Raw genomic sequence first — 23,341 nt, 5'->3', positions numbered from 1 at the left:
TTTCTTTTTGTTTGCTTTTGATTTCTACACCCTATGTAGTATTGTTTCTTTCAGGCCGTTTACGATATTGGCATTTCGTAAGCGGTGTTTGTTTGTATCTGATGGTTCAAGTATATGTACAGGCAGTCGAGGAAATGTCGATGATTTCGGGGAAATAACAAGATGTTAAAAAAAAATTTAAAAGGGGGGTATTCGACACTTTATCGGCGGGTTGAAAATATACTGGACGTAGTTTTAATAAACCAGTTTTACCTTAATAATGAAAGGGTAAAACGCAATCCTCTTAATGAACTGCGGATGCGCATGAGTTCCGGCTTTGTAATGGAAAGCGGTGATACCGGCGTTCCGGCATTATATTTAATGACTCTTCTATATTCTATATAAGAGAGCGGATTTCGTTAAGAGAACCGGAGTTAGGGATATTACTGCGGCTTTGGGGAGCCAATGGTAATAAATGGCGCCGTTCTTTCTATAACTTAGTGGAAACTCGCAATAAAGTGAAAATTTGCTTTTCGGATGTGGGAAAAAGAAAAGCAGATCGGTGTGAAAGCCGGATTGGGATAGTCACAGTTTAAGAAAGAGGTGCAGGGACGGAGGTGTTCTGAAAGAAAGGAAAAAAGAATAAACTGATACAAAAGGGGTTAGTTACAAACAGACGGATGCCGTTAAGCGCGGCAGCGCCGGTGGCCGGTTTAAAACCGGTATTGGGGCCCGGTGAGATTCTGTTTAAGAAAAGTTGACGAAGTAATGAAAGAGGGGGTATTCAGTTATGGCTGAAAATGAAAAGAAGAAAAAATTCCAATTACCACACATTTATCTATTATTACTTATCATTATTTTTGCCTGTGCAATTGCAACCTGGATTTTGCCGGCAGGCGAATTCGAACATACGATTAATGATGCTGGAATTGAAGTAGTAGTTCCCGGGACGTTTCATATTGTTGAGTCTACACCGGTAGGGCCTTTTGCAGCTTTAAAATCGCTTTACGGAGGCATGCTGAACGGCGCGGGCGTTATCTTCTTCGTATTTATTTCCTATGCATCAATTGGACTTATTATTCAGACCGGCGCTTTTAACGGTCTCGTCGCATTCCTGCTAAGGGTTCTCAAGGGAAACATGAGAGCGATTATTATACCAATCTTTATCACTGTGATTGGTGCTGCCTCCTCAACGATTGGTATATTTGAAGAGACGCTGCCCTTTATTCCCATTTTTGTCGGCATCGCAATCGCGATGGGATACGACGCCCTGGTGGGAACCGCTATCGTAGCGCTTGGAGCCGGACTTGGTTACAGCGGAGCGTTTATGAACCCGTTTACCGTTGGTATGGCACAGAGTATTGCGGGCCTTCCCCAGATGTCGGGAACCGGCTACAGAATTTTCTGCCACGCCATGATGATCGCGGTGGCTTCCATTTACGTTGTACGCTATGCATTAAAGATACAGAAAGATCCGACTCAGAGCCTCGTATACGGAGACGATTTCAGCCATATGACTATGGACACTTCGGACCTTGAAAACCATCCTTTCGGCATTCGTGAGAAGCTGGTGCTCTTCACCCTGGTAGCCGGTATCGCAGTCATTGTCTGGGGTTCCAAGACACAGGGCTGGTATTTTGAAGAGTTAAACGTTATTTTCCTTCTCATGGGCGTTATCAGCGCGATTATTATGGGCTGGAAACCAAACGATATTGCCGACAAGATTGCCCACGGATTTACAGATATCGCCATGGCGTGTCTTATGATCGGACTTGCACGCTCGATTCTTGTTGTACTGCAGTCGGGCCACATTATTGACACAGTAGTCTATGGCGCATCGATTCCGTTGTCCTATCTGCCGAGCTGGCTGTCCTCTATCGCCATGCTGCTTGTGCAGACGGTACTTAACTTCCTGATTCCGTCAGGTTCAGGCCAGGCCGTAACCAGTATGCCTATCATGGCTCCTCTTTCGGACCTGATCGGTGTTTCACGCCAGACGGCAGTCCTTGCGTTCCAGTTTGGCGACGGTATTTCCAATATCCTCTGGCCAACCGGTTTTGCTCCAATCCTCTGCGGTATTGCAGGACTTAAGCTTGATAAATGGTGGAAATGGTTTGTTCCGCTGTTCCTGCTTATCCTGCTCACACAAGCGGTTCTGATGGCGCTTTCAGTAGTAGTTTGGGCATAGAAAAACAGTAAATATATGACGGAACCGTAAATAACAGCAATTCTATTTTGTATTAACAAAGATATGATACATATTCAGGAGGTATAGAAGTGAACGACATTTTAAAAGAAGCCCAGGAGCTGCAGCATAAAATTGTAGAATGGAGAAGAATTCTCCACCGTTACCCGGAGACAGGGTTAGTGCTCCCCAAAACAGCGGATTTTGTGACAAAGCAGTTAACTGCAGCCGGTATCGAATACCAGACATACAAGAACCATTCGGGAATCACGGCGGTGATTGGCAAGGGTGAGGGGAAAACCATTGCGATCCGGGCCGATATGGACGGTCTGCCGATCAAGGAAGAAACAGGACTTACCTATGCTTCCGCGAACGAAAATATGCATGCCTGCGGCCATGACGCCCATACGGCAATGCTCATTGCGACGGCGGTAATGCTTAAGAATCATGAGGATGAACTGAAGGGGAAAGTCAAACTCATTTTCCAGCCCGCCGAGGAGGGCCCGGGAGGAGCAGAGCCAATGGTAAGGGACGGTGTGATTGAGGACGTGGACGCGATTCTGGCGCTGCATGTCGGATCCATGTTCGGAGCCTTTACAAACGGCGATATATCAGTAAGCTACTCCAATACAACGGCAGCGGATGATCAGCTCCTGATCAAGATACAGGGCTTTGGAGGCCATGGTTCCGTGCCTCATGAGTGTATCGATCCAGTGGCAATTGCCGCGCTCATTATAAACAATATTCAGTATATTATCAGCCGTGAAGTTGCACCGGCCGAATCTGCAGTAATTACTCTTGCCAGCGTCGAAGCGGGCAGAGGCGCCTATAATATTATCCCGGAGACGGCAGTGATCAAGGGAACGATCCGAAACGGTTCACCGGTGGTAAGAGAATTCGTACTTAAAAGAATTGAAGAGATAGCCAAAGCTACCGCTCAGATGATGAGGGGAAGCTGTACGGTGGAGGTGCTGGACGGATATCCGGCGCTGGTGAATGACCGGGCAATGGTGGAGAGCTTCTTAAAGTCGGCTAAAAAGCTTGTTTCGGAGGAGGAAATCCACATTGCAAGCCATGGAATGATGGGAGGGGAGGATGCAGCATTTTTCTTCCAGGAAGTGCCTGGCTGCTATTTCTTCCTGACAAATCACGCTCCATGCCCTGCAGACGGCAAAGAGTACGGAGCGCACCATCCGAAATTCTGTCTGGATGAGGATGTATTTTACAGAGGACCGGCATTATTTACGCAGGCGGCAATGGACTGGCTGGAAGAAAACTAGAATAATAAGACTTAGATAAAGGGGAATATTTTGATATGTATTTAGATGCAATATTTTATTTTGCGGTAATTCTGGCAATTATGGCAGTTGCCGATATTATCGCCACAGCTACAAAAGCAATGATACCGTCGATGTTTTCGATTTCGGTAATCTGTATTGTATTATTCTGGAGCGGCCTGCTTCCTCCGAACGTGCTGGAGCTGGCCGGTATCAGTACAACACTTGTATACGTTATCTACTATCTGCAATTACCTCATATGGGGGCTCTTATGAGCATGAGGGAGATGGCAGTCCAGTGGAAGACGATAGTAATCTGTCTGGCAGGCCTGGTCGGAATGTGCGTTCTCAATGTAACGGTCGGCGCACTGCTGCTGGGAAAGCTGGTAGTTCTGGCCGGAACGCCTCCGCTGAGCGGCGGAATCGTAGCTTACATGATCGTGAGCGAAAAAGCTACGGCGATGGGCCGCACGGATTTGGCAACGATGGCTCTGGCGGTATTTGTATTACAGAGCTTTGTCGGCTACCCACTCACCTCTTTCTTCCTGAAAAAAGAAGCTAATTATCTGCTGAAAGGTTACAGGGAAGGAGTTGTGGAAGGAGAAAAGGAAGCAATTAAATCGGATAAAAAGCCTCTGTTTCCTCAGCTTCCGGAAAAGTATATCACGACAAACACAGTTCTCTTCAAGGTTGCGGTTGCAGGTGTAATTGGTATTCTTATTACAATCGTTACAAGAGAATTCCTGTCACGTTATGTTATTCTTCTGATTACGGGCGTTATCCTTTCGGAAATCGGTTTTCTGGATCGTTCGCCGCTGATTAAATCGCAGGTGTTTGGTTTCTCGATGGTAGTAATCATTGGTTATGTTGTGGTAGCCGGTATCGGCGGAACAACTCCCGATGTTGTGCTCTCTTCCCTGGTTCCGACGATTGGGGTTATCGTCATTGGAACAATTGGATTGGGAATTGGAGCAATGATTGCGGGAAAACTGCTCGGTTTCAGAAAAGAGATGGCAATTTCGGTAGCACTTACGGCTCTCTACGGTTATCCGGGAACTTATATCCTGTCCCAGGAGAGCGTTAAAGCGGTAACGGAAGATGAGAAAGAGAAAGCATATCTGACTTCCAGAATCGAACCGAAGATGATAGTCGGCGGATTTACCACGGTAACATTTGCATCTGTATTCGTTGCAAGCATCCTGGTTAAATTCTTTTAAAATGAAAAGCATTGCCGCGGCACGGATAAAAAGACCGCTGCGGTATGAGAGATTCGGAATGATTTATAAAGGCGTCATGCTCCCGGAACGGGGCACGGCGCCTTTTTCTTTTAACAACTGTAATTTGAAACACCAAAATTCCGGTATCAGAATTCTTCTGCATCCCTGGACGGATGTTCAACATGGGGCTCTTGATCGGCGTTGAGATAATCAAACTGTTTCATATCAATGTCGGTAAAAACCAGATCAAACTTAAACGTGATGTTGTCTCCCCTGAATTCGAGGTGTCCCGCTCCCTCTTCCAGGCTAATTGAAGTGTTGATATTTACCCTTTTCTGGTGTGTGCTGCTGGTATCCAGTATGACAACATCCTCGTTTTCCGGGGTTACATACACAATCTGAACGGCTCCCGACAGGGAACTTAATTTGCCTTTGAACTTTATCTCCGTATTTTCCGAGGGAGTCATGTACAGAATATCAGAGGAGCCGTCCACCCTCGCTTTCCCTGTGAGTGTATATTTGGCGTCCTCGCCCTTTGCCGTAAAGTTGTTATAATAGCTTCCTGTGCTGAGCGTAAGGCCGCTGCAGGAGGTGAGACAGATAAACAGGATGATGCAGGAAACGGACATAACTATGTGTTTCATAATGAATTCTCCTTTCTGGTGAGGGAAATGCGGAGGGCAAATGTGTACTGCTTAATTATTTTAACGAGGTACGGCTGTGTTTTCCTTCATAATTGTATTATGTACGGGAGTGAAAGGGGAAAAGTTACTGTTCACAGCGCGCAAATCATGTAAAATACCAGAAAACCGGAATCGGTTGTAAATTTATTTTACCCGTGTTACACTATGATTTATCAGGCCTTTTCGGGGTATAATAGGAAAAACGTTATTGTCCGGGCCGCTGACGGAGAGCGGCATTTCGGCGGACAGGGACAAATAAACAACGATACGGGAGATGGCGCCATGGCAGCAGAAGATAAGACAGGAATAAAGAAAAAGAATGATATGATGACAGGACATCCGGGAAGGAGCCTGTTGTTTTTTGCCCTACCGATGATACTGGGCAATCTTTTCCAGCAGTTTTATAATATCGTGGATTCGATCGTGGTGGGAAAATTCGTCAGCGAAGAAGCGCTGGCGTCGGTCGGAGCCTCCTATGCAATCACCAACGTTTTCATTGCGGTCGCCATAGGCGGAGGCGTGGGAAGCGCGGTGATCATATCACAGTTTCTGGGTGCCGGAAGAAGCGGGAAGATGAAAACGGCGGTTTCCACGACGCTGATCAATTTTATCATTATCAGCCTGCTTTTAGGCACGGCAGGATTCATTGGAAACGACTGGATTCTTCATCTTCTGAAGGTGCCGGCCAATGTATTCGACGATGCCGCCGCCTATCTGAGAATTTATTTTATCGGTCTGCCCTTTCTCTTTATGTATAATGTCCAGGCCTCTGTTTTCAACTCCCTCGGCGATTCGCGCACTCCGCTGTATCTGCTGATTTTCTCATCACTTCTGAATATCGTTCTGGATTTGGTGTTTGTAATCCGGTTCGGGCTGGGCGTACGGGGCGTGGCTTATGCGACGCTGATTGCACAGGGAATATCGGCCGTGATTTCCTTTGGGCTTTTGCTCCGAAAAATAAAAAAATATCCTCATGAACGGCAGGAATTCCACTTTTACGACGGAAAAATGCTGCATTCCATGACCAGGGTCGCAATACCGTCGATATTGCAGCAGTCGATTGTCAATATGGGAATCCTGCTGGTCCAGTCGGTGGTCAATACATTTGGTTCGGCGGTCATGGCCGGCTATTCGGCGGGGACCAGGATAGAATCCCTGGCAATTGTCCCAATGACGGCGGTTGGAAACGCCATGTCGACGTTTACGGCCCAGAACATGGGAGCCGGAAATGTAAAACGGGTCAAGGAGGGCTACCGCTTCTGCTATATTATACTGGGATGTTTTGCGGTGATACTGTGCGTATCCATCCAGCTTTTCGGTCATTCCTTTGTGTCTGCCTTCCTGGATGCAGATGCCAGCAGCGCGGCATTTGAGACAGGAATGTCCTATTCGGATTTTATCTCGTTTTTCTTTATTTTTATTGGGCTTAAGATGACGACCGACGGACTTCTGCGCGGGTCGGGCGATGTTGTGGCTTTTACAATCGCCAATCTGGCCAACTTAAGCATCAGGGTGTTTGTCGCCAATTATTTTGCTCCGAGGTATGGAGTGGCATTCGTATGGTATGCCGTGCCGATTGGCTGGGCGGTTAACTATATCATTTCTTTTTCCTGGTATCTGACCGGACACTGGAGCCGGATACGGCTGGTCGGCAGGAAGGGCGCCGAAGTTCAGGGCAGCGAGGGATAGCAGTGAGTCACTGCAGATACAATTACAAATGAAAGGAACAGGAGGTACAAGATGAGAGAAAAATCGTACATGCTGGCAATACCGGGGAAGCAGGAGCCGGAGGGAAGGATGGAGGTGCTTGGAAGACTTAAGAATGCACCCGATTTCCGGGTTATTACGGCGGACATGGAGGATGAGGATAATATCGGATTGACGGTTGAATATGGCGGCCGCCGGTACAGGGCCCTGATTTATCCGACGAATTTTGAGCTGCCGGAATTCTACCGCTGCCAGCACCTGTTCCCTGATGTGGATATAGAGGCGATGGAGAGTGCCTCCGGCGGCCTGGCGGTGGAGATGATGTTCGGGGAGGATGCCCTGGCGTCCTACCATCTCCAGCTAAAGATTATCCATGCCATTCTTCCCGATGCCGTCGCGGTTCTGGACGACAGCTCGGAGAAGATTCTTTCCGGCCACTGGGTGGCTCTGGCGGCCGTATCCTCCGTGCCTCCGGCGCCTCGTTATATTTATACGGCCCAGGCCGTGTCCGGAGATGATCCGATTGTCTGGCTTCATACGCATGGGCTGAACCGATGCGGGATTTCGGAGCTGGAAGTCCTGAATTCCACGAAGGAAACCTACAACAGCCATTACAATGTCCTGGAGACAATGGCAAACCGTCTCCTGGAACTGGAGGAGCCGCTGGAACCGAAGGAACCGCTGTACCTTGCCAGACTGACCGACCGGGCGGCGCTGATCACGACGCTGGTTCCCTGGAACGAGGCGGTGGAGCTCTATGACGACGATATGCTGGGGGGCAAAGACGACAGGACAGAAGGGCATAATGAGAATACCAGCGCTATTTTTACATATAAGACGAAAGATGACTATGAGGAGGGAAAATACTCACCGATTTCCATATATGATGAGATTCTTGAGAAAAACCCGATCTACTGGATCTCCACATCGGAAACGGAGCGGATGAAGGCGCTTGCGGCCGAGCGCGCCTCCTATATGATGCGCGCCCTTCCTGATAAGGAAAACCACATCCTGATTAAAATAGGCCTCACCATTGACAAGGAGTATCAGGAGGATAATAACACAAAGGAACACATCTGGTTTGAACTGCTCGAAGCAAAGGACGGAACACTGACGGGCAAACTGACGCAGGAGCCGTATTATGTAAGCGGGATGCATCAGGATGATATCGGAACTTATACGCTGGAGGATTTGACGGACTGGATTATCTTTACGCCAAAGCGGAGAATTACGCCGGATGATGTCTATATTATGGATTTGGAAGAGAAAGAGTAAAAGGTAATTGCCATGGAATTTTTGCAGATCAGCGCCTTTGTCAGCCTGGCCCAGTCCCTTCATATGCCTCTCACGGCGCAGGAGCTGAATACCACGCAGTCCCATATCAGCAAGCTGCTTTCTTCGCTGGAGGCGGAACTGGGAGTGAAACTGTTCGACCGGGTGGGCCGGGGAATTGTCCTGAACGAACACGGAAGACTGTTCTATGAATATGCCTCCGGCGCCCTGCAGCTGATGAACGACGGACAGACAGCCGTTAAAAATGTGAGGAATACCGTGCTGGGAACCGTGAAAATCGGAGCGTATGCGTTTACCCCGCTGATCCACCCCTGCGTAAAGGCATTCGCAAGGAAACATCCTCAGGTGGATTTTCATTTCTCCGAGGTACATCAGCAGAACAGCAATGTGCTCATGGATATGACGGATCTGGTCCTGGCGGCGACGAAAAATGAGATGTATACGATGCAGAGCTATTTTCCCGTGTACCGGGAGCTTTTGGAGGAGGAATTTTATGCAGTCGTTTCTCCACAAATGGTCCGATACTCCAAAGAAAAATCTTCCGTCCACCTGTCGGAACTCAGTTCGCTGCCCCTGGTAGAAATTACGCCGTCCCACTATTATCAGAACTGGCTCTTTCAGGATAACGACAGGGAACACTTCCGCGATATTCAGGGCATTACCTTCCGGATTGGCTATACGACGAATGATTTTTATACCAAGGTGTCCATGGTGGATCAGGGGCTGGGATTTGCCCTGTTTCCACAGGTATGCATTGAATCGGCGCTTAAGATAGCACCGGATCTCCAGGTTTTTAAAATCGAGGATTATCCAATCCGCCGCCGCATCCTGGCGGCCAGAAAACACCGGGAGCAGATGACGTCGGCGGCGAGGGCATTCTGGGATTTTCTGCTGGAATATTATCATCTGCCGCCGGATGTGTAACGGGGAATAGAAAAGGTGGAGTATCTCAACGAGGGATACTCCACCTTTTTACGGCTGCTATGCTTTTTACCGTTATCTTACTTTTTATGCGGCCATAATTTTTAATGCTGCCGTCGGTAACATTATAACCCGAAATAAATGGGCACCCAGACGGAAGTGACAATTGCCTGGACCAGAATAACGGGGACGCCGAATTTAATCATGTCCTTATAGGAATAACCGCCCATTGTGTAGGCCAGCATGCCTCCGGGACCGGAGAGCGGCGTTATAATGGAGGCCATGGAGGACAGGTCGACGCAGCAGATAATAGGCAGAGGATTAAGCCCCACTCCGCCGCAGGCGGCGATCATCACGGGCGTCATAATATTGACCAGCGTATTATTGTCAAAGAACTGAGTAACAACAGCGCAGAAAATAAAAATTATCACACATAACAGGATCAGGCTTGTTTTATTGGTAATCACATGGCCGGTGAGATCGGCAATGACTGCGGCCGCGCCGGAGGACACCATAGCGGAACTCATGGCAATGGTGAAGGCAACCATGTAAACAATGGACCAGTTGACGCTGGCAAAGGCCTCTTTTTGAGGGAGGATGCCCAGAACCAGGTAAAGCACTGCGCCCAGAAATGCAACCTGGCCGCCGGAGACCCCCAACTGGTTATTAAAGATCATGCCCAGGAGAACACCGATAAAAATAAGGTAGGACATATTTTCCTTCCATCTCGGAAGTTCCGATACCTTCAGTTCAATCTCTGCGGGGATGTCGCTGCTGGTGCGGCCGGGAACCTCGGGAAGCAGTTTGTATCCGATCAGCAGTACGAACAACATGGATGCCAGGACGCCGGGAAGACGCGTATTCATAATGTCCCAGAACCCCAGCCGGTAAGACGAATTCAGGTTGGCGAGGAATTCGTTCTTCTGCAGATACAGAGCGGTGCTCATTCCCACGGGAAACAGTCCGATGCCGAACTGGGAACCAAGCAGGGCGGGCAGAATCAGGCGGGTCCGCGGAATCTTATTCGTATCTGCCAAACCGACCAGAAGGGGGACCGTCGTCATCAGGGAACTGACGCCTCCCATGAATTGACACAGGATAAAAGGGGTGAACATGGCGACGACATAGAGAACCCGCTCCCCGCCGTTAAGTTTTTTAACCAGGTGTGTGATATGCAGCAGGATATTGGTTTTCATAAGACCTGCGCTGCATATCATCATAAATATCATGACAATAATGGTATTTCCCGAGAATTGGCCGAATGCGGTACCGGTATCCAGGATTTTGGTAAACCACAGGATTCCCAGGGAAAGCATGACCACAATACAAGGCTCCGATTTCCCCCAAATCATAAACACAATCATAAATAGAAATGTCCCAAAAACGATGGCTATTTGCAGTGTCATTTTATACTCTCTCCTTTATGTATTTAATCAGACAGTTGGATACCGGTATTTCCAGCTTGTCCTTATTCTAGCCGATTTCTTCCACTCATTCAATGACCCGATCCGCATCAATCAATTCCTGGCAGGAATTCATTGATGCGGATCGGGTCATTGAATGTCGGGCGGAAAATTATTAGAATCAGATTTAGAAACAGAGTTTAGTAAAGGCGCAGGCATCTGCCTGCAATGGAGGTACATGAAATGAAAACAATCAGTACAAGGTTTTTAAACACATTTCCGCCGGATGAAATGCTTCGCCATTCTTATCTGATGGCGGAAAAGTCTTTCCGCATCTGGGGAAATCTTTATTTTGTAGGGAACTCCTGGTGTTCCTCTCATCTGATCGATACGGGAGAAGGGCTGATTCTGCTCGATACGCCGTGCCTGGCGGAACTTCCGTATCTGCTGGACAGTATCTGGGCGGCAGGCTTTGATCCAAGGAGTATCAAAATCATCTTAATTTCCCATGCCCACCACGATCACTATGGGGCGGCCTCGGCTCTTCAGCATATCACCGGCGCAGAGATTTACTTTGGGGCGCTGGACGCGGAGGATATGAAAACCAGAGCCTGGTGGTTTGAAGAACATAACAGGGAGCGGATTCCGGAGGAAGACTGCTTTCAGGCAGACCGGCTTTTGAATGACGGGGATATGATCACCCTCGGAAACACGGAAATAAAGTGCATCCTGACTCCGGGGCATACACTGGGAACCATGTCCCATTTCTTTAATGCCTGCGACGGCAATGGAAATACCGTGCGGGTTGGAATCTATGGCGGATCGGGATTCGGCACGGTACGCACGGAATTTTTAAACAGGGCCAAACTGCCGCTGTCCCTGCAGGACGAATTTGTGCAATCGATTGATAAAGTAATTAACCTTCCGATAGACCTCACGCTGGGGAATCATCCGTGCCACAACGACACGTTTGACAAATTTAAGCGGATTTGTGAAGGAGAAACAGACGCATTTATAAACCCGGGCGAGTGGAAGGGATTTCTCACCGAACTGAAAGAGTCATATCTCACATTCATGAAGTTGACTCCGGAGGAGCAGGCAGAGCTGTATCTGGAAAGTCATTTTGCAGATTACTGCGGCCCTCATGCCTTGCGATGGTTTAAATGAATCAGCAAAAAAAATTAATAGAAAGGTGTATTTGGCATATGAGAGAAAAAAGTATACAGGAAATCATGGAGGAGGCAAGACAGCCTCTGGATCTTTCCCAATTTCCGGTCCGGGCATTTTTGGACATTCCGTATTGCGGTGACGGCAATCCTGCCCATACACTGGACATTGCCTTGCCTGCACAGGGCGACGGCCCGTTTCCGGTTATCGTATTTATACACGGAGGCGGTTTTTACTACGGTTATAAGCATAATGTACATACCGCCCCGGCCTGGTCTACGGTTCCGGATTCCGGTTTTGCCCTTGTCTCCATCGACTACAGGCTGACCCCGGAAGCGCCCTGGCCGGCGCAGATATATGACTGTAAAGCGGCGATCCGGTTTCTCCGTGAAAAGGGCGGTGAATACGGTCTCGACACAGGCCGCATCGGTGTGTGGGGAAACTCCGCAGGAGGAATGCTGGCCGCCAACCTGGCTGCCACCGGTGATGTTCCGGCATTTGAGGATCGGTCTATGGGCTGCGCGCAGCAGTCCAGCGCCGTGGATGCCGCCTGCGTCTGGTATGGCATCTACGATATTCCGGAATTTGGCCGCCACTGGGACCGCATTCTGAAACCCGATGAGTCACCGGAAAAAGAGGACTATGATGTGCTGGGGGCACTGCTTGCAAATCCGGCATATGATAAAGAGGCCATGGCCGTATTTGCAAGCGCCTCATATCATATCCATGAAAACATGCCGCCAATGCTGCTGTATCACGGAACAGGCGACCGCGTGGTGCCCTACCTGCAGTCTGTGGAATTTTTTGAACGGTATGTACAGAAAAACGACCATAAAAAAATCCACCTTTCCCTGATAGAAGCGGCGCCCCACGGAGGGCCTGATTTTGCAAATGAAGCAAATCTGGATGCGGTGAGCCGGTTTTTCCGCAGATGGCTGTGAGATTAGGTATGGGCAGTTAATCAGCCTGGGTCAGCTAAAGGAAGCGGAGTTACCGCTTCCGGACCTGCCGGAACGGTTTGAACGCTTATTCTGGTCATAGAGAAGCAGAAACAGTCCTGCAAAAACTGTAAGGCAGCCGATTCCTTCCATCGCATTTAACGTTTCCCGGAAAAAGAGGGTTCCGCAGAGGACACTGGTGATAGGTTCCAATGCAGACAGGATGGATGCATCGGCCGGTCCTGCCAGGCGCATTCCGATCTGGAATAAAAGTGTACCCCCGATGGAGTTGCACAGGGAGGCGAGAAAGATGATACCCCATCCGGAAGGCGTCATGCTGAAAGAGAATCCTCCCGTAAGAAGTCCCAGAATTCCCGTAGACACGGTTATCACGGAACAAAAATAAAAGGTGAGCAGAAGCGGGTTCTGGCCTTTCAGGCCGGAATGGGTGAAAAACAAAATGTAGAAGGCATATCCCGTTCCGGAGAGAAGCGCCAGGACAGCGCCTTTTGCCTGGACGGCCAGGGTGTCATGCGAAAAGAGAGCGATTCCCAATGTCACGGCAGCCAGTGCGGCCCATCCAAGAGGATGCAGCCGCTCTTTGAAAAAAATCCATCCGCCCAGCGCGGTGAGAGCCGGGTAAACAAAACGGAGGGTGGTGGCAAGTCCGCTGGAAATATACAGGAAGGACATGTTTAAAAGCAGACCGCTGACAGAGCCCCCAATTAATGCAGCCAGAATCACGCTTCTCAGGCAGGAAGAAGGGAGGCGCAGAGAGACGCCTTTTATTTTGAGCAGGGCCAACAGCATCGGCATTGCAATGGCGGTACGGAGAAATGTAACAGTCAGAGGATTTCCTCCGGTCTGGTATGCTATTTTGCACATCATCGGTCCGAGGCCGAGCAGGAAAGCGGAAAATGCAGCAAAACAGATGCCTTTTAATCGGGTAGATTGGTTCATAATAGTCTCCTGTGAAATAGATTAATGCGGCAAAAATCAGACTCAGACGAGAAACATCCATCCGATACCTGCGGCGAGAAACAGTGAAAGAATGGTCCGTTCCACCCAAATCAGCAGTACGTCCTTCATAGTGACCGGAATATCGGTTGAAAGCAGTGAAGGGATAGACGCTGAGAAAAATAAAACGGCGGTAACACTGGTCACTGCTATTGTAAATTTTGTGATAAGAGGCGCAGAGGCTACCAGCAGCGAGGGAAGAAACATTTCCGCAATCTCAATTGCAGCAGCTTTGGCGGCAAGCATCGGTTCCGGGAGCTGCAGCAGGCATGTAAAGGGGTAAAAAATATAGCCGATGATATCAAACAGAGGAGTCAGGTTGGCAAGAAGGATTCCGGCGAGACCAATAGAAAGAATGCTGGCGGTGACGGTACATCCCATTCCAATTGCATCTCCGAGATAGTAATTTTTTACCAGGGTAAGAAACGGATCTGCCTTTTGGGCTGCCGACACACCCTGTTCCATTGCCTGTGACAAAACAGTTCCGTCCTGTACGGGACAGGCGGGAGCCGGCTTGTCATAGTACGTATCGGGAATTCTGGAAATCGGATAAATTCTTGCCGTAATCGCAGTCACGGAAAAGGTAACAAAGAAGCAGGTGAAAAAATACAGGTTCCAATACTCGGTCAGGCCAAGCGCATTTGCAATAATAAGAAGAAACGAGATGGCAACGGTGGAAAAACCGGTAGCGACGATTACACTCTCTTTGGCGGTATAAATGCCGCGTTTATAAAAGCTGTTGGTCACCAGGACGGCCAGGGCATAACCGCCGCTGAAGGATACAATGGCGTCTACTGCGCTTTCCCCCGGGGTTTTCCATATCTTCCTCATAAAGCCCTTCATAAATGCGCCGAGAAATTCAGGCAGTCCGTAATTAAGCAGAGCCACAAAACCGACTCCCATGACAGGAAACATAACTACAATTGGAATAACGATACTGTTAAACAGAAACGGTATGTAACTGGGCTGAAGCAGCAGGGCGGGTCCTACCTGAAAAACGGCCATAATGGCAATGATCACGCCTATTATTTTTGCAGCCGTAAAAACGATATCCATCACGGAGCGTTTGTAGGTTTTCATGACAAACGGGAGGATGGCGCCGCCTGTCACCATAGCCAGGGCGTAGTATGGTATAATGGGGGCCAGGCAGCGGTTGATCAGGTTGGTAAGGTGCTGAACAGGGATTGCCTTGACACCGCCGATTGTGATATTGACAAAAAACATAAAAATACCGAATAGTGAAAAAAGAATAAACTGAGCAGTACTTAAAGAACGGCTCTTGGCCAATGAGATATTTTGTCCGACCGGAACGGTACCGGCGCTGCATTCGTTCACAACTTCATTTTTCATGCTTTTACTCCTCCTTATTCTGGCTGATTCAGTTATTCAGTTTCCGGTACAGTTCATCCAGAAGACGGTCGGAATCACTTGGTTCCGGCAATTCATGGGTGAAGGGAGCGACTCCCATTTCCTTCAGCCTTTCGGTATAGGCGGCGGGATTATCTGTTAATCCGGGCATATTTTTGTAAACCGGAGCAAGATCAAGTTTATCGGCAAAAGGATAGGCGACATGGAAATGACGCAGGGAGTTCAGATGCTGATCCTTTCCGCACAGCCGTTTCCTGCGCACGAAGTCTAAATCGAGAGTGCATGTCAGGCGGGCCGGAACATTTCCGCACCGATCGACAACCTGTCCCTCCGGATCGATTACAACGGATCGTCCGCAGGAGGTACCGCCGAGTCCCTGTCCGGTACCGCAGGTCCAGATATAATACAGCTCATTTTCCAGAGCTCTGGCCCTCGGTAAGATATCAGGAATATGACGGAACTCAATCGGATCACCGGACGGACAAATGATAAGTTCCGCTCCCATCAGTGCCAGTGTACGCGGGATTTCCGGAAAAAACTGATCATAGCAGACTAAAACACCTGCTGTTATATCTTTTTCGGGAATATGGAACAGACAGTAATTATTACTCTCATCGGGGCAGGAGCCTTCGCAGGGGCGGACGGGTACTTTTTTCCTGCAGACAGTGAGAAGCGTTCCATCCGGGCCAAATACCGGGCAGGAATTGTAGAATCCGCCGTCCGGAAGTTCAGGCGCAGATTCCGCCATCGTACCGGGAATGAAGTAAATGCCGTGCTTTTTGGCAATGGCTCCAAGAAAATCGGTGGCCGGGCCGGGAATTGTCTGCGGTACCATGCTGATACCCATTTCAACGCCGACAATTAATTCCGGCTTTACGTATCCGGCCATCAGGGAATCAACGGAATTGCGCAGGTATAAAAGATTTGCAGCGAGATCAGCCCGCGGCATTTGGATAATAGAGACATTCAGGTTTCGGTTCATAACAACGACCTCCTATAACTGTTTTTTCTTAAGTATACATGTTGTTGTCGTTGTAAAGTCAATGGAGTAATATCGTTATCAAACGGTCTTTAACCTGCTTTAGTCGGGCCTTCAAACATTATACCGGTATAATGTTTGGATTTTAAAACCGATTATGCCCGATTGAAGCAAAAAAAAGCAGGCTATACATTTCTGTATAACCTACGTAATCCGGTTGTTACTGCGGCTGTCTGCCTCTTTTACCGGAATTTGAATTTCAGTTATATAATTTTCAGGGTTGTCGGTAAATGCGATATCCGCAATCGAAATCTCCGTGGAATTCCCTGCGATGGAATAATCGTGTTCCGTGAGATAATCCCACAGTTTTTTATAAGTTACATGTATGGTATCATACCCGCCCATATGATAGGCACAGGCGTACATTCCGCCGGGAATTGTATGACGGTTCCCGCTTTGGACCGGATGTTCCAGCAGAAATCCGATTCCGCCGTACAGCCTGAACCGGCGCGCTTCCAACCTCGTCTGTTCAATTGTCAGAACAATGCGCTTCAGGCTTTGACGTTTCTGGCCGCTGCATGATACCCGGTAAGAGTTAAGGAGAAGAGCCATATACAGCTCCAGGTCGGATATTTCAAAGTTGGCGGGGATAAAGTAAGTGTGGCGGTCCGGAAGAAGTTTTATTTCGTACAGGTTTTTATAATTTCCCCGGGATAAGCGGATTTTTTGAAGGTAACTTTCCACGTGCCGCCGCATGGCGGTAAGCTCTTCAATTTCTTTCTCGAGAGCTGCACTGCTTTTTTGCAGGGTAGCCTCCAACTGTTCCATGTCTTTCTTTGCGCAGTATTCCCTGATCTCCTTCAGGGAGAGGCCGAGGCTCCGCAATTCTACAATCAGATAAAGCTTGCGGAAATTTTTCCGGTCATACATCCGGTAATTGTTATCGGAGCCGATAATACTTGGCTTCAGGAGGCCTATTTTATCATAATGGCGCAGTGTCTGTGCCGAAATATTGAAAAATCCCGCCAGTTCAGAGATTGTATATGTATCCTTCATGACTTCACCCCGTAAAACAGTTATTTGCCTCAGTATATCATAGCAAAACTGAGAATGCAAAAAAATCGGACGAACTATCATTTTATATGAAAAAACCGGCAGTCATCCATATTTTCCAGGACTTCTGCCGATTTTTCTTAAAACGCTCCGGGCGCCAGTTTCATCATATCTTCAGGAATTCTGCCCTGTTCCCGTTCCACCACCTCATAAACGACCACATCCGGTTTATATTCCTCCAGCATGGAAGCGTCGAAGGCCTGCCAGTGGTAGAAATCCGTATACTGGAAGTATTTGTTCAGTGTCTGTGAAAGGGAGTATCCGAAGGAGTCGCGGTACACTGCGACCCGGCGCGGATCGGGCGCTCCCGGTGTGACCAGGTGGGTGATGTTGCCGTCTCCGTTTACGTCCTCCCGGGTTGTTTCCAGTTCGTCATAGTAACCGCTTATGGCGGCAAAGGTGTCGTCGGTCCGCGATGCGGGCATGTGGAACAGTTTTCCCAGATCTCCGACACCGGAGGGGAGGTAGGATACGGTCACATCATCTATGGATACCGGAGTCCCTTCCAGCGCCTCGATCAGCATCTGGTTTGTCACAAAACCGGCGGCATCGTTCCAGTGGGTGTCGGTCTTAAAGTACCACTTATAATCTCTGTTTTCCTTAAAACAGGGAGCCGGATCAATGACCGTCACGCTGCTGTGCTCCTTAATATAGGAAATCAACTCCTCGGAACGCGTGGGTGAACTGAGCTGGCGGCAGCTGTCGGGAAGATATTCCCTGTATACAGACTCCTTGCTGGGCGGGAGTACGAGCAGAAATTCGATCCCCTGCGATTCAAAATAGTCGGCCGCAGTCTGGATGTGTGCGGTGATGGATTCCAGAACGGGCTGCGGATACCGGTTGATGCCGAGACAGTCGGCTATCGACGAACCGGCCGTATAGAAATACCATCCGTCTTTTCCCTTCAGCACCTGCGTGGAATCGGGGTAATCGAACAAATCCAGATTCAGTCTGGCGTTGAGGGAGAGAAAACGGTTCCGGAAGGCGGCATGGTCATTGATATAACCGTCCATTTCGGAGGGAAAACGTTCCAGATTCTCAGCGGACAGCACCGGAAACTCTGCAAGCGTACGGTTCTCATCACTTCCGGCATCCGACTCATTTTTCATAAGTGGAAACAGCAGGTTGGGCGCCAGAAGGCACAGCCAGAACCCGGCAATCATTATGATCTTTTTGTTCATAAACAAAACTCCTTATATCAGAACTTATCAGAATTAATCAGAACTGGAAATAAATAAACGCGGTATAGGTACTGCTTACAACGACCAGAGTGGACAGGAATAAGAGCACGATCATCACGGCAATATCTCCATAGGATACGGATTCCTCATCAAAAATATGGGCCTTAAACCGGGGAAAAAGAGCCTGCACCGGTCCGCACAGGAGAATTCCCAGGGCGGCGAGGAACAGAATCTTGTTGTTGGCAAAGAGCCCCGCATTCCAAAGACCCCGGGTGGGGCGGATCATGGCTTTTGCAAGGTTAACGGCAAAGGTCATGCTGGGAGCGCGGAACAGGAGCCAGCCGAAGACGACCACGATCATTGCATACAGATGGTTAAGAATCTTAAATGGGTTTTTATCCAGCAGCTTTTTCAGCCAGAGCCGTTCCGAAAGGATAAAAATACCGTGGTAGATTCCCCAGATAATAAACGTCATGCTTGCGCCGTGCCAGAGGCCGGTTGCCAGGAATACGATAAAAAGGTTTACACAGGTTCTTGAAAGTCCCTTCCGGTTGCCGCCGAGAGGAATATACAGATATTCCCTGAACCAGGTTGACAGGGAAATATGCCACCGCCTCCAGAATTCGGTAATGGAAGAGGAGAGGTAGGGGTAATTAAAGTTTTCCTCATAGTAAAACCCGAACATCCTTCCCAGTCCGATTGCCATGTCCGAATAACCGGAAAAGTCGTAGTATATCTGAAGCGTGTACAGAATCACAGCCAGCCAGGCGGTCACGGTCCCCATCTGCTCCGACGGCACGCCCATAATATAGTCGACGGACTGGCCGAATGTGTTGGCCAGCAGAACTTTCTTTGCAAGGCCGTATACAAACCGTTTAATTCCGTAAAACTGCATGGAAAGCGTCTCCGTGCGGTCCGTAAGCTGTCCGGCGATCTGGTGGTATTTTACAATGGGTCCCGATAGAATCTGAGGGAACAGGAAGATGTAAAGCGCCATGTGAAACAGATTTTTCTGCGCCGGGCTTTTGCCGCGGTAGACATCGACCACATAGGAGATGGCCTGGAAAGTATAAAAAGAGATGCCGAGGGGAAGGACGATATTCCTCAGAGGGAAAAGTTCTGTTCCGGCAAGGCGTCCCACCGTTGTCACAAAGAAATTATAGTATTTAAAATACCCGAGGATACCCAGGGTAATCAAGGCAAATACCGCCACGGTCAGTTTCTTAAGACCTGTGCGGCTGTCTGCGGCGTCCAGGCACAGTCCGGCCGTATAGCACAAAAAGACTGTAAGGAGCACTAAAAGCAGATAACGCGGTCCGCCCCATCCGTAGAAGATGAGGCTGGCCGCGAAAAGGACAATATTTTTAGCATTCCTGCCTGGAACCAAGTAGTATAAAAACGCCGTGGCCGGCAGGAAAAACCAAAGAAATACAAGGGAACTGAATAACATAATAATACCGCCTTTTGTATATTATCTCAGGATGTTTTTGTTACGGGTTGTCCGCCGGAGGCTCCGGCGTCTTAGCGGGTTTCGGAGGTTTCGATCTTTCCTTAATATCGAAGGATAACTGTGCCTTAAACAGATCGCCGTCAATATAAATTTCAAAACTGCCTTTCTGAAGCTCCGTCAGGCTCTTGGCAATGGACAGGCCCAGTCCGCTTCCCTCCGTCGCTCTGGCCACATCGCCGCGTACGAAACGTTCCGTCAGCTCATCACCGCGGATATTCAGCGGATTGGCCGAAATATTTTTAATGGTGAATACAACCTGTGGGGGAAGTATCAGTCCCTCCTCGTTAATCCGCAGATTGTCCTTCGTAATATCAATGTAAATACGGCTGTTTTCCATCGCGTACTTAAACGCGTTGTTATAGAGGTTTTCCAGAACGCGCCACAGCCTGCGTCCGTCGGCTTCTATCAGCAGTGTTTCTTCGGGAGCGGTGGTGATGAGTTCCAGATGCCTGCTGGCAAATTTCTCCTCAAACTCCCCATTTGTCTGATAGACCAGCTCAATAAAGTCGATATCGCTGATCTCCAGTTTCAGATTACCGGAACTGGCCTTTGACGCCTCCACCAGATCTTCCGTCAGTGTCTTCAGACGGTTGGATTTCTGTTCCAGAACGTCCAGGTAGCGGAGAATTTTTTCATCCTGGATATTTTCACGCCGTATCAGTCCTACATAATTGATGATGGAGGTCAGAGGCGTCTTGATATCGTGGGATACATTGGTAATCAGGTCCGTTTTCAGGCGTTCGCTCTTAACCTTTTCCTGAAGTGCAGACTCCAGGCCGAGACTGATATTGTTGATATTGGCCGCCAGTTCAAATTCCCTGCCGTCAAAGTCATCCAGATTTACCTGATAGCTCGTCTCACCGGCTGCCAGGCGTTCTATGGCCGTGCTGATCATATCGTGTTCCACCGCATGTTTAAACAGCAGGTAGAAGATCCAGAGATTGAATGCGACACATGCGAGAATCACCATTCCCGTCAGGGCGTAAATGGTAGTCTTGCTCAGGTAAATTCTGTCCCACAAAAACCATGCAAGGCTGATGAGGGAGGTGTTGATGGCCGCGTAGGCCAGGAAACTGACAACCATACGGGTCGTAAAGCTCTGCCCGGTAAAAAAGATGGACATGCGCTCACTCCACCGGCAGATAAAACTTCCGGTCCAAATGGTTCCGGCCTTATATCTTCTGAGCAGACTGAAGAACAGAAGCAGCGCTCCCAGATAGAAGACCGCCGTATAAAGCACGCGTTCCGACAGCGCCCAGGATTCCTCCGGCAGCACCAGATGGGCAATCCGCACAAGGGCCAGACGGCAGAAGGCGAAGCCTGCAATGGTTAAGAGGGAGAACATGACAATGCCTGTCTCCGTGCTCGTTCTGTCAAATCCGTGCAGGGTGATGGTCTTGTCACCGGCATTTTTGTGCCCTGATACCTTGAGCAGGAACAGGAGCGTGAGCAGGGCAATCATGCCTCCGGTCACCAGGAGAACAAAACCGCTGATATAATAGTGCTGCATGCTCCGGAAAGCATCCCTGTTATTCGAATAGACATCCTGCACCGGATAGGTGGTGTCCACTCCGGCCAGCAGATAAAATGTGTTCGTATTATAAGGATTGTTCGCCGCCAGGGCGGACACGGTATTTAACGCAATTGATTTCAGGTTTGTATCATAGAATACGGAATTTCCCGGAAGGTATGCATATTTGCCGTATGTTTTTAATGTGTCTGAAGTCAAATCACGATCGTTGGCATAAATGGTCGCTCTTTTCGTGCTGGATTCATCGTCATAATATTCCACCTTAAAATGCAGATTGCTGGGATTGACAAGCAGCCGGTTGTAGGTGGAATAGTACTGGTGGAGCATCTCCATGATCTCCAGTGAAACCTCTTCCAGTGAAGCTCTGCGCGTTCCGGGTATCAGGTAACTGTAGTGTTTTTCAGGATCACTGGCCGCCCAGTCGATGTATCCTTCCCGGGTCCTGGCGTCGATGGCCGGTGTGGAGACCTTTGTGCACTGGAAATCTTCATTCAACTGGTAGCCCATGGACTGCAGATAGGAAATGATATCCGCCAGGCTGAAGCTCTCCGTCTCGTTCGGGCCAAAGGTCATCTGCAGCATCTCCTTGGAAACATCGATGGCCCCGCCGCTCTCAAACGTGGAATTGTATTCAATGTACTGGAAAATGTCATTCAAATCACGGTTAAACTGTCTTGTAAATTCATCGGTATCCTCATAAGCCATATTCTGGACACGCGTGATGCCGACGCCAAAGTTATCATTCAGATACATGGTGCCGATGCCCGCGAACATAACAGTCAGGAAAATGAGGTGCAGGGCGCTGGCGATAAGCTTCTGGGCCTGCATGGATAGTCGCGAATATTTCATATTATTTATCACCTGTTTTCTGCGTTAGAGGATGAAAGGCAGCCGTATGAGACGGCTGCTGCTGTTTTTTGATCAATCAGCCGACGCCTGCTGTTTCTCAGTCAATCAGCGGATGCCTGCTTCTCGATCAATCAGCGGACGCTTACTGCTTCTCAATCTTGTAGCCGACGCCCCACACTACCTTGAGGTAACGCGGCTCCCTGGGGTTAATCTCAATTTTCTCACGGATATGGCGGATATGGACAGCCACCGTATTGTCGGCTCCAATAGCCTCCTCATTCCAGATTTCCTCATAAATCTGGTCGATGGAGAAGACCTTCCCTGCATTCTTAACGAGCAGAAGCAGAATATTGTATTCAATCGGGGTCAGCTTAATCAGATCGCCGTCCACGGTCACTTCCTTATTTTCGTCATTGATCAGGAGGCCGCCGCATTTAAAAATATGGCCGCCGGCCTGGGTGTTCATATTGCCGAGCTGAGTATAGCGGCGAAGCTGGGATTTCACCCTTGCCACCAGTTCCAGTGGATTAAACGGTTTTGTGATATAGTCGTCGGCCCCGATATTAAGTCCCAGAATCTTATCGGCGTCCTCAGACTTCGCGGACAGGATAATAATCGGGATACTGCTGGTTTCACGCACCTTAAGAGTGGTCCTGATACCATCCAGGCCCGGCATCATCACATCTATAATCATCAGGTTTACATTGTGGGACTGCAAAAGTTCCAGCGCCTCGAACCCGTCGTAGGCCTTAATCACCTCAAAACCTTCCCCGGTGAGGTAAATGTCAATCGCTTCCACAATTTGTTTATCATCATCACAGACAAGAATACTCTGCATAAGTAAACCTCCTTCTCCATTCTCATTATCGGTAAAAAAGCATAGTTTTTTTCATTATACAACGAAATTGGATAAAAAGGGTATTACTTTTTCTTAAGCTTTTTAGGGGATGGGGAATTAGTTGAGATGTGAGGACGCCTCTGTAAGACGGCGGACGGGGGAGTGGGAGGGTGTGTATGAGTCTT

General features: G+C 48.8%; 19 protein-coding genes. 9 read left to right on the top strand and 10 right to left on the bottom strand.

The features are described from left to right. Positions 1-162: 162 nt before the first annotated feature. The 4 genes from QZT18_RS15870 (at position 163) to QZT18_RS15855 (ending at position 4,658) form a co-directional block, all read left to right on the top strand. Positions 163-384, top strand: a complete 222-nt coding sequence (locus QZT18_RS15870) for a hypothetical protein (protein ID WP_294149189.1) — start codon at positions 163-165, stop codon at positions 382-384. 385 nt (positions 385-769) lie between these two features. Further along, on the top strand, positions 770-2,167 hold the full coding sequence (locus QZT18_RS15865; RefSeq protein ID WP_294149187.1) for a YfcC family protein: 1,398 nt from the start codon (positions 770-772) through the stop codon (positions 2,165-2,167). 89 nt (positions 2,168-2,256) lie between these two features. Next, positions 2,257-3,444 (top strand): M20 family metallopeptidase, encoded by a 1,188-nt coding sequence (locus QZT18_RS15860; RefSeq protein ID WP_294149186.1) that lies wholly within the window; start codon positions 2,257-2,259, stop codon positions 3,442-3,444. Positions 3,445-3,479: 35 nt separating this feature from the next. Next, positions 3,480-4,658, top strand: coding sequence for a hypothetical protein (locus tag QZT18_RS15855; protein ID WP_294149184.1), 1,179 nt, complete (start codon positions 3,480-3,482; stop codon positions 4,656-4,658). 146 nt (positions 4,659-4,804) lie between these two features. Here QZT18_RS15855 and QZT18_RS15850 read toward each other — a convergent pair whose 3' ends face one another. Then, on the bottom strand, positions 4,805-5,302 hold the full coding sequence (locus QZT18_RS15850) for a hypothetical protein (RefSeq protein WP_294149182.1): 498 nt from the start codon (positions 5,300-5,302) through the stop codon (positions 4,805-4,807). Between the two features lie 321 nt (positions 5,303-5,623). Here QZT18_RS15850 and QZT18_RS15845 point away from each other — a divergent pair, with 321 nt between their 5' ends. The 3 genes from QZT18_RS15845 to QZT18_RS15835 are packed head-to-tail and all read left to right on the top strand — an operon-like array spanning position 5,624 to position 9,265. Continuing rightward, on the top strand, positions 5,624-7,030 hold the full coding sequence (locus QZT18_RS15845; protein ID WP_294149180.1) for an MATE family efflux transporter: 1,407 nt from the start codon (positions 5,624-5,626) through the stop codon (positions 7,028-7,030). A gap of 51 nt (positions 7,031-7,081) precedes the next feature. After that, positions 7,082-8,323, top strand: coding sequence for a DUF4026 domain-containing protein (locus QZT18_RS15840; protein ID WP_294149178.1), 1,242 nt, complete (start codon positions 7,082-7,084; stop codon positions 8,321-8,323). A 12-nt stretch (positions 8,324-8,335) separates the two neighbouring features. Continuing rightward, complete coding sequence (locus tag QZT18_RS15835; protein WP_294149176.1) at positions 8,336-9,265, top strand: LysR family transcriptional regulator; 930 nt, start codon at positions 8,336-8,338, stop codon at positions 9,263-9,265. A gap of 122 nt (positions 9,266-9,387) precedes the next feature. Here QZT18_RS15835 and QZT18_RS15830 read toward each other — a convergent pair whose 3' ends face one another. Then, positions 9,388-10,668, bottom strand: coding sequence for an SLC13 family permease (locus QZT18_RS15830; RefSeq protein WP_294149174.1), 1,281 nt, complete (start codon positions 10,666-10,668; stop codon positions 9,388-9,390). A gap of 240 nt (positions 10,669-10,908) precedes the next feature. Here QZT18_RS15830 and QZT18_RS15825 point away from each other — a divergent pair, with 240 nt between their 5' ends. Both QZT18_RS15825 and QZT18_RS15820 read left to right on the top strand, forming a co-directional pair. Beyond that, positions 10,909-11,832, top strand: a complete 924-nt coding sequence (locus QZT18_RS15825; protein ID WP_294149172.1) for an MBL fold metallo-hydrolase — start codon at positions 10,909-10,911, stop codon at positions 11,830-11,832. 38 nt (positions 11,833-11,870) lie between these two features. Then, positions 11,871-12,773, top strand: a complete 903-nt coding sequence (locus QZT18_RS15820) for an alpha/beta hydrolase (RefSeq protein ID WP_294149170.1) — start codon at positions 11,871-11,873, stop codon at positions 12,771-12,773. Positions 12,774-12,803: 30 nt separating this feature from the next. Here the strand turns inward: QZT18_RS15820 and QZT18_RS15815 are convergent, their stop codons facing one another. The 8 genes from QZT18_RS15815 to QZT18_RS15780 form a co-directional block, all read right to left on the bottom strand. After that, positions 12,804-13,730: a DMT family transporter gene (locus QZT18_RS15815; RefSeq protein ID WP_294149168.1), complete on the bottom strand. Its 927-nt coding sequence runs from the start codon at positions 13,728-13,730 to the stop codon at positions 12,804-12,806. Between the two features lie 42 nt (positions 13,731-13,772). Next, the gene (locus QZT18_RS15810; RefSeq protein WP_294149166.1) at positions 13,773-15,137 is read right to left on the bottom strand and encodes a YjiH family protein; all 1,365 of its coding nucleotides are present in this window, start codon (positions 15,135-15,137) and stop codon (positions 13,773-13,775) included. 28 nt (positions 15,138-15,165) lie between these two features. Further along, positions 15,166-16,137, bottom strand: a complete 972-nt coding sequence (locus tag QZT18_RS15805; protein ID WP_294149164.1) for a carbon-nitrogen hydrolase family protein — start codon at positions 16,135-16,137, stop codon at positions 15,166-15,168. Between the two features lie 201 nt (positions 16,138-16,338). Continuing rightward, on the bottom strand, positions 16,339-17,190 hold the full coding sequence (locus QZT18_RS15800) for a MerR family transcriptional regulator (protein WP_294149160.1): 852 nt from the start codon (positions 17,188-17,190) through the stop codon (positions 16,339-16,341). Between the two features lie 137 nt (positions 17,191-17,327). Further along, positions 17,328-18,428 (bottom strand): alginate O-acetyltransferase, encoded by a 1,101-nt coding sequence (locus QZT18_RS15795; RefSeq protein WP_294149158.1) that lies wholly within the window; start codon positions 18,426-18,428, stop codon positions 17,328-17,330. A gap of 37 nt (positions 18,429-18,465) precedes the next feature. Beyond that, complete coding sequence (locus QZT18_RS15790; RefSeq protein WP_294149156.1) at positions 18,466-19,878, bottom strand: MBOAT family protein; 1,413 nt, start codon at positions 19,876-19,878, stop codon at positions 18,466-18,468. A 40-nt stretch (positions 19,879-19,918) separates the two neighbouring features. Then, on the bottom strand, positions 19,919-22,318 hold the full coding sequence (locus QZT18_RS15785; RefSeq protein ID WP_294149154.1) for a sensor histidine kinase KdpD: 2,400 nt from the start codon (positions 22,316-22,318) through the stop codon (positions 19,919-19,921). Positions 22,319-22,460: 142 nt separating this feature from the next. Further along, the gene (locus QZT18_RS15780) at positions 22,461-23,156 is read right to left on the bottom strand and encodes a response regulator transcription factor (RefSeq protein WP_125141712.1); all 696 of its coding nucleotides are present in this window, start codon (positions 23,154-23,156) and stop codon (positions 22,461-22,463) included. Positions 23,157-23,341 lie beyond the last annotated feature (185 nt).

The organism is uncultured Clostridium sp. (genome assembly GCF_900547735.1).
In the GTDB taxonomy this organism is placed as follows: Bacteria; Bacillota; Clostridia; order Lachnospirales; family Lachnospiraceae; genus Otoolea.
The sequence above is the reverse complement of the archived record's forward strand: the minus strand, read 5'-3'. Positions and strand labels throughout refer to the sequence as shown.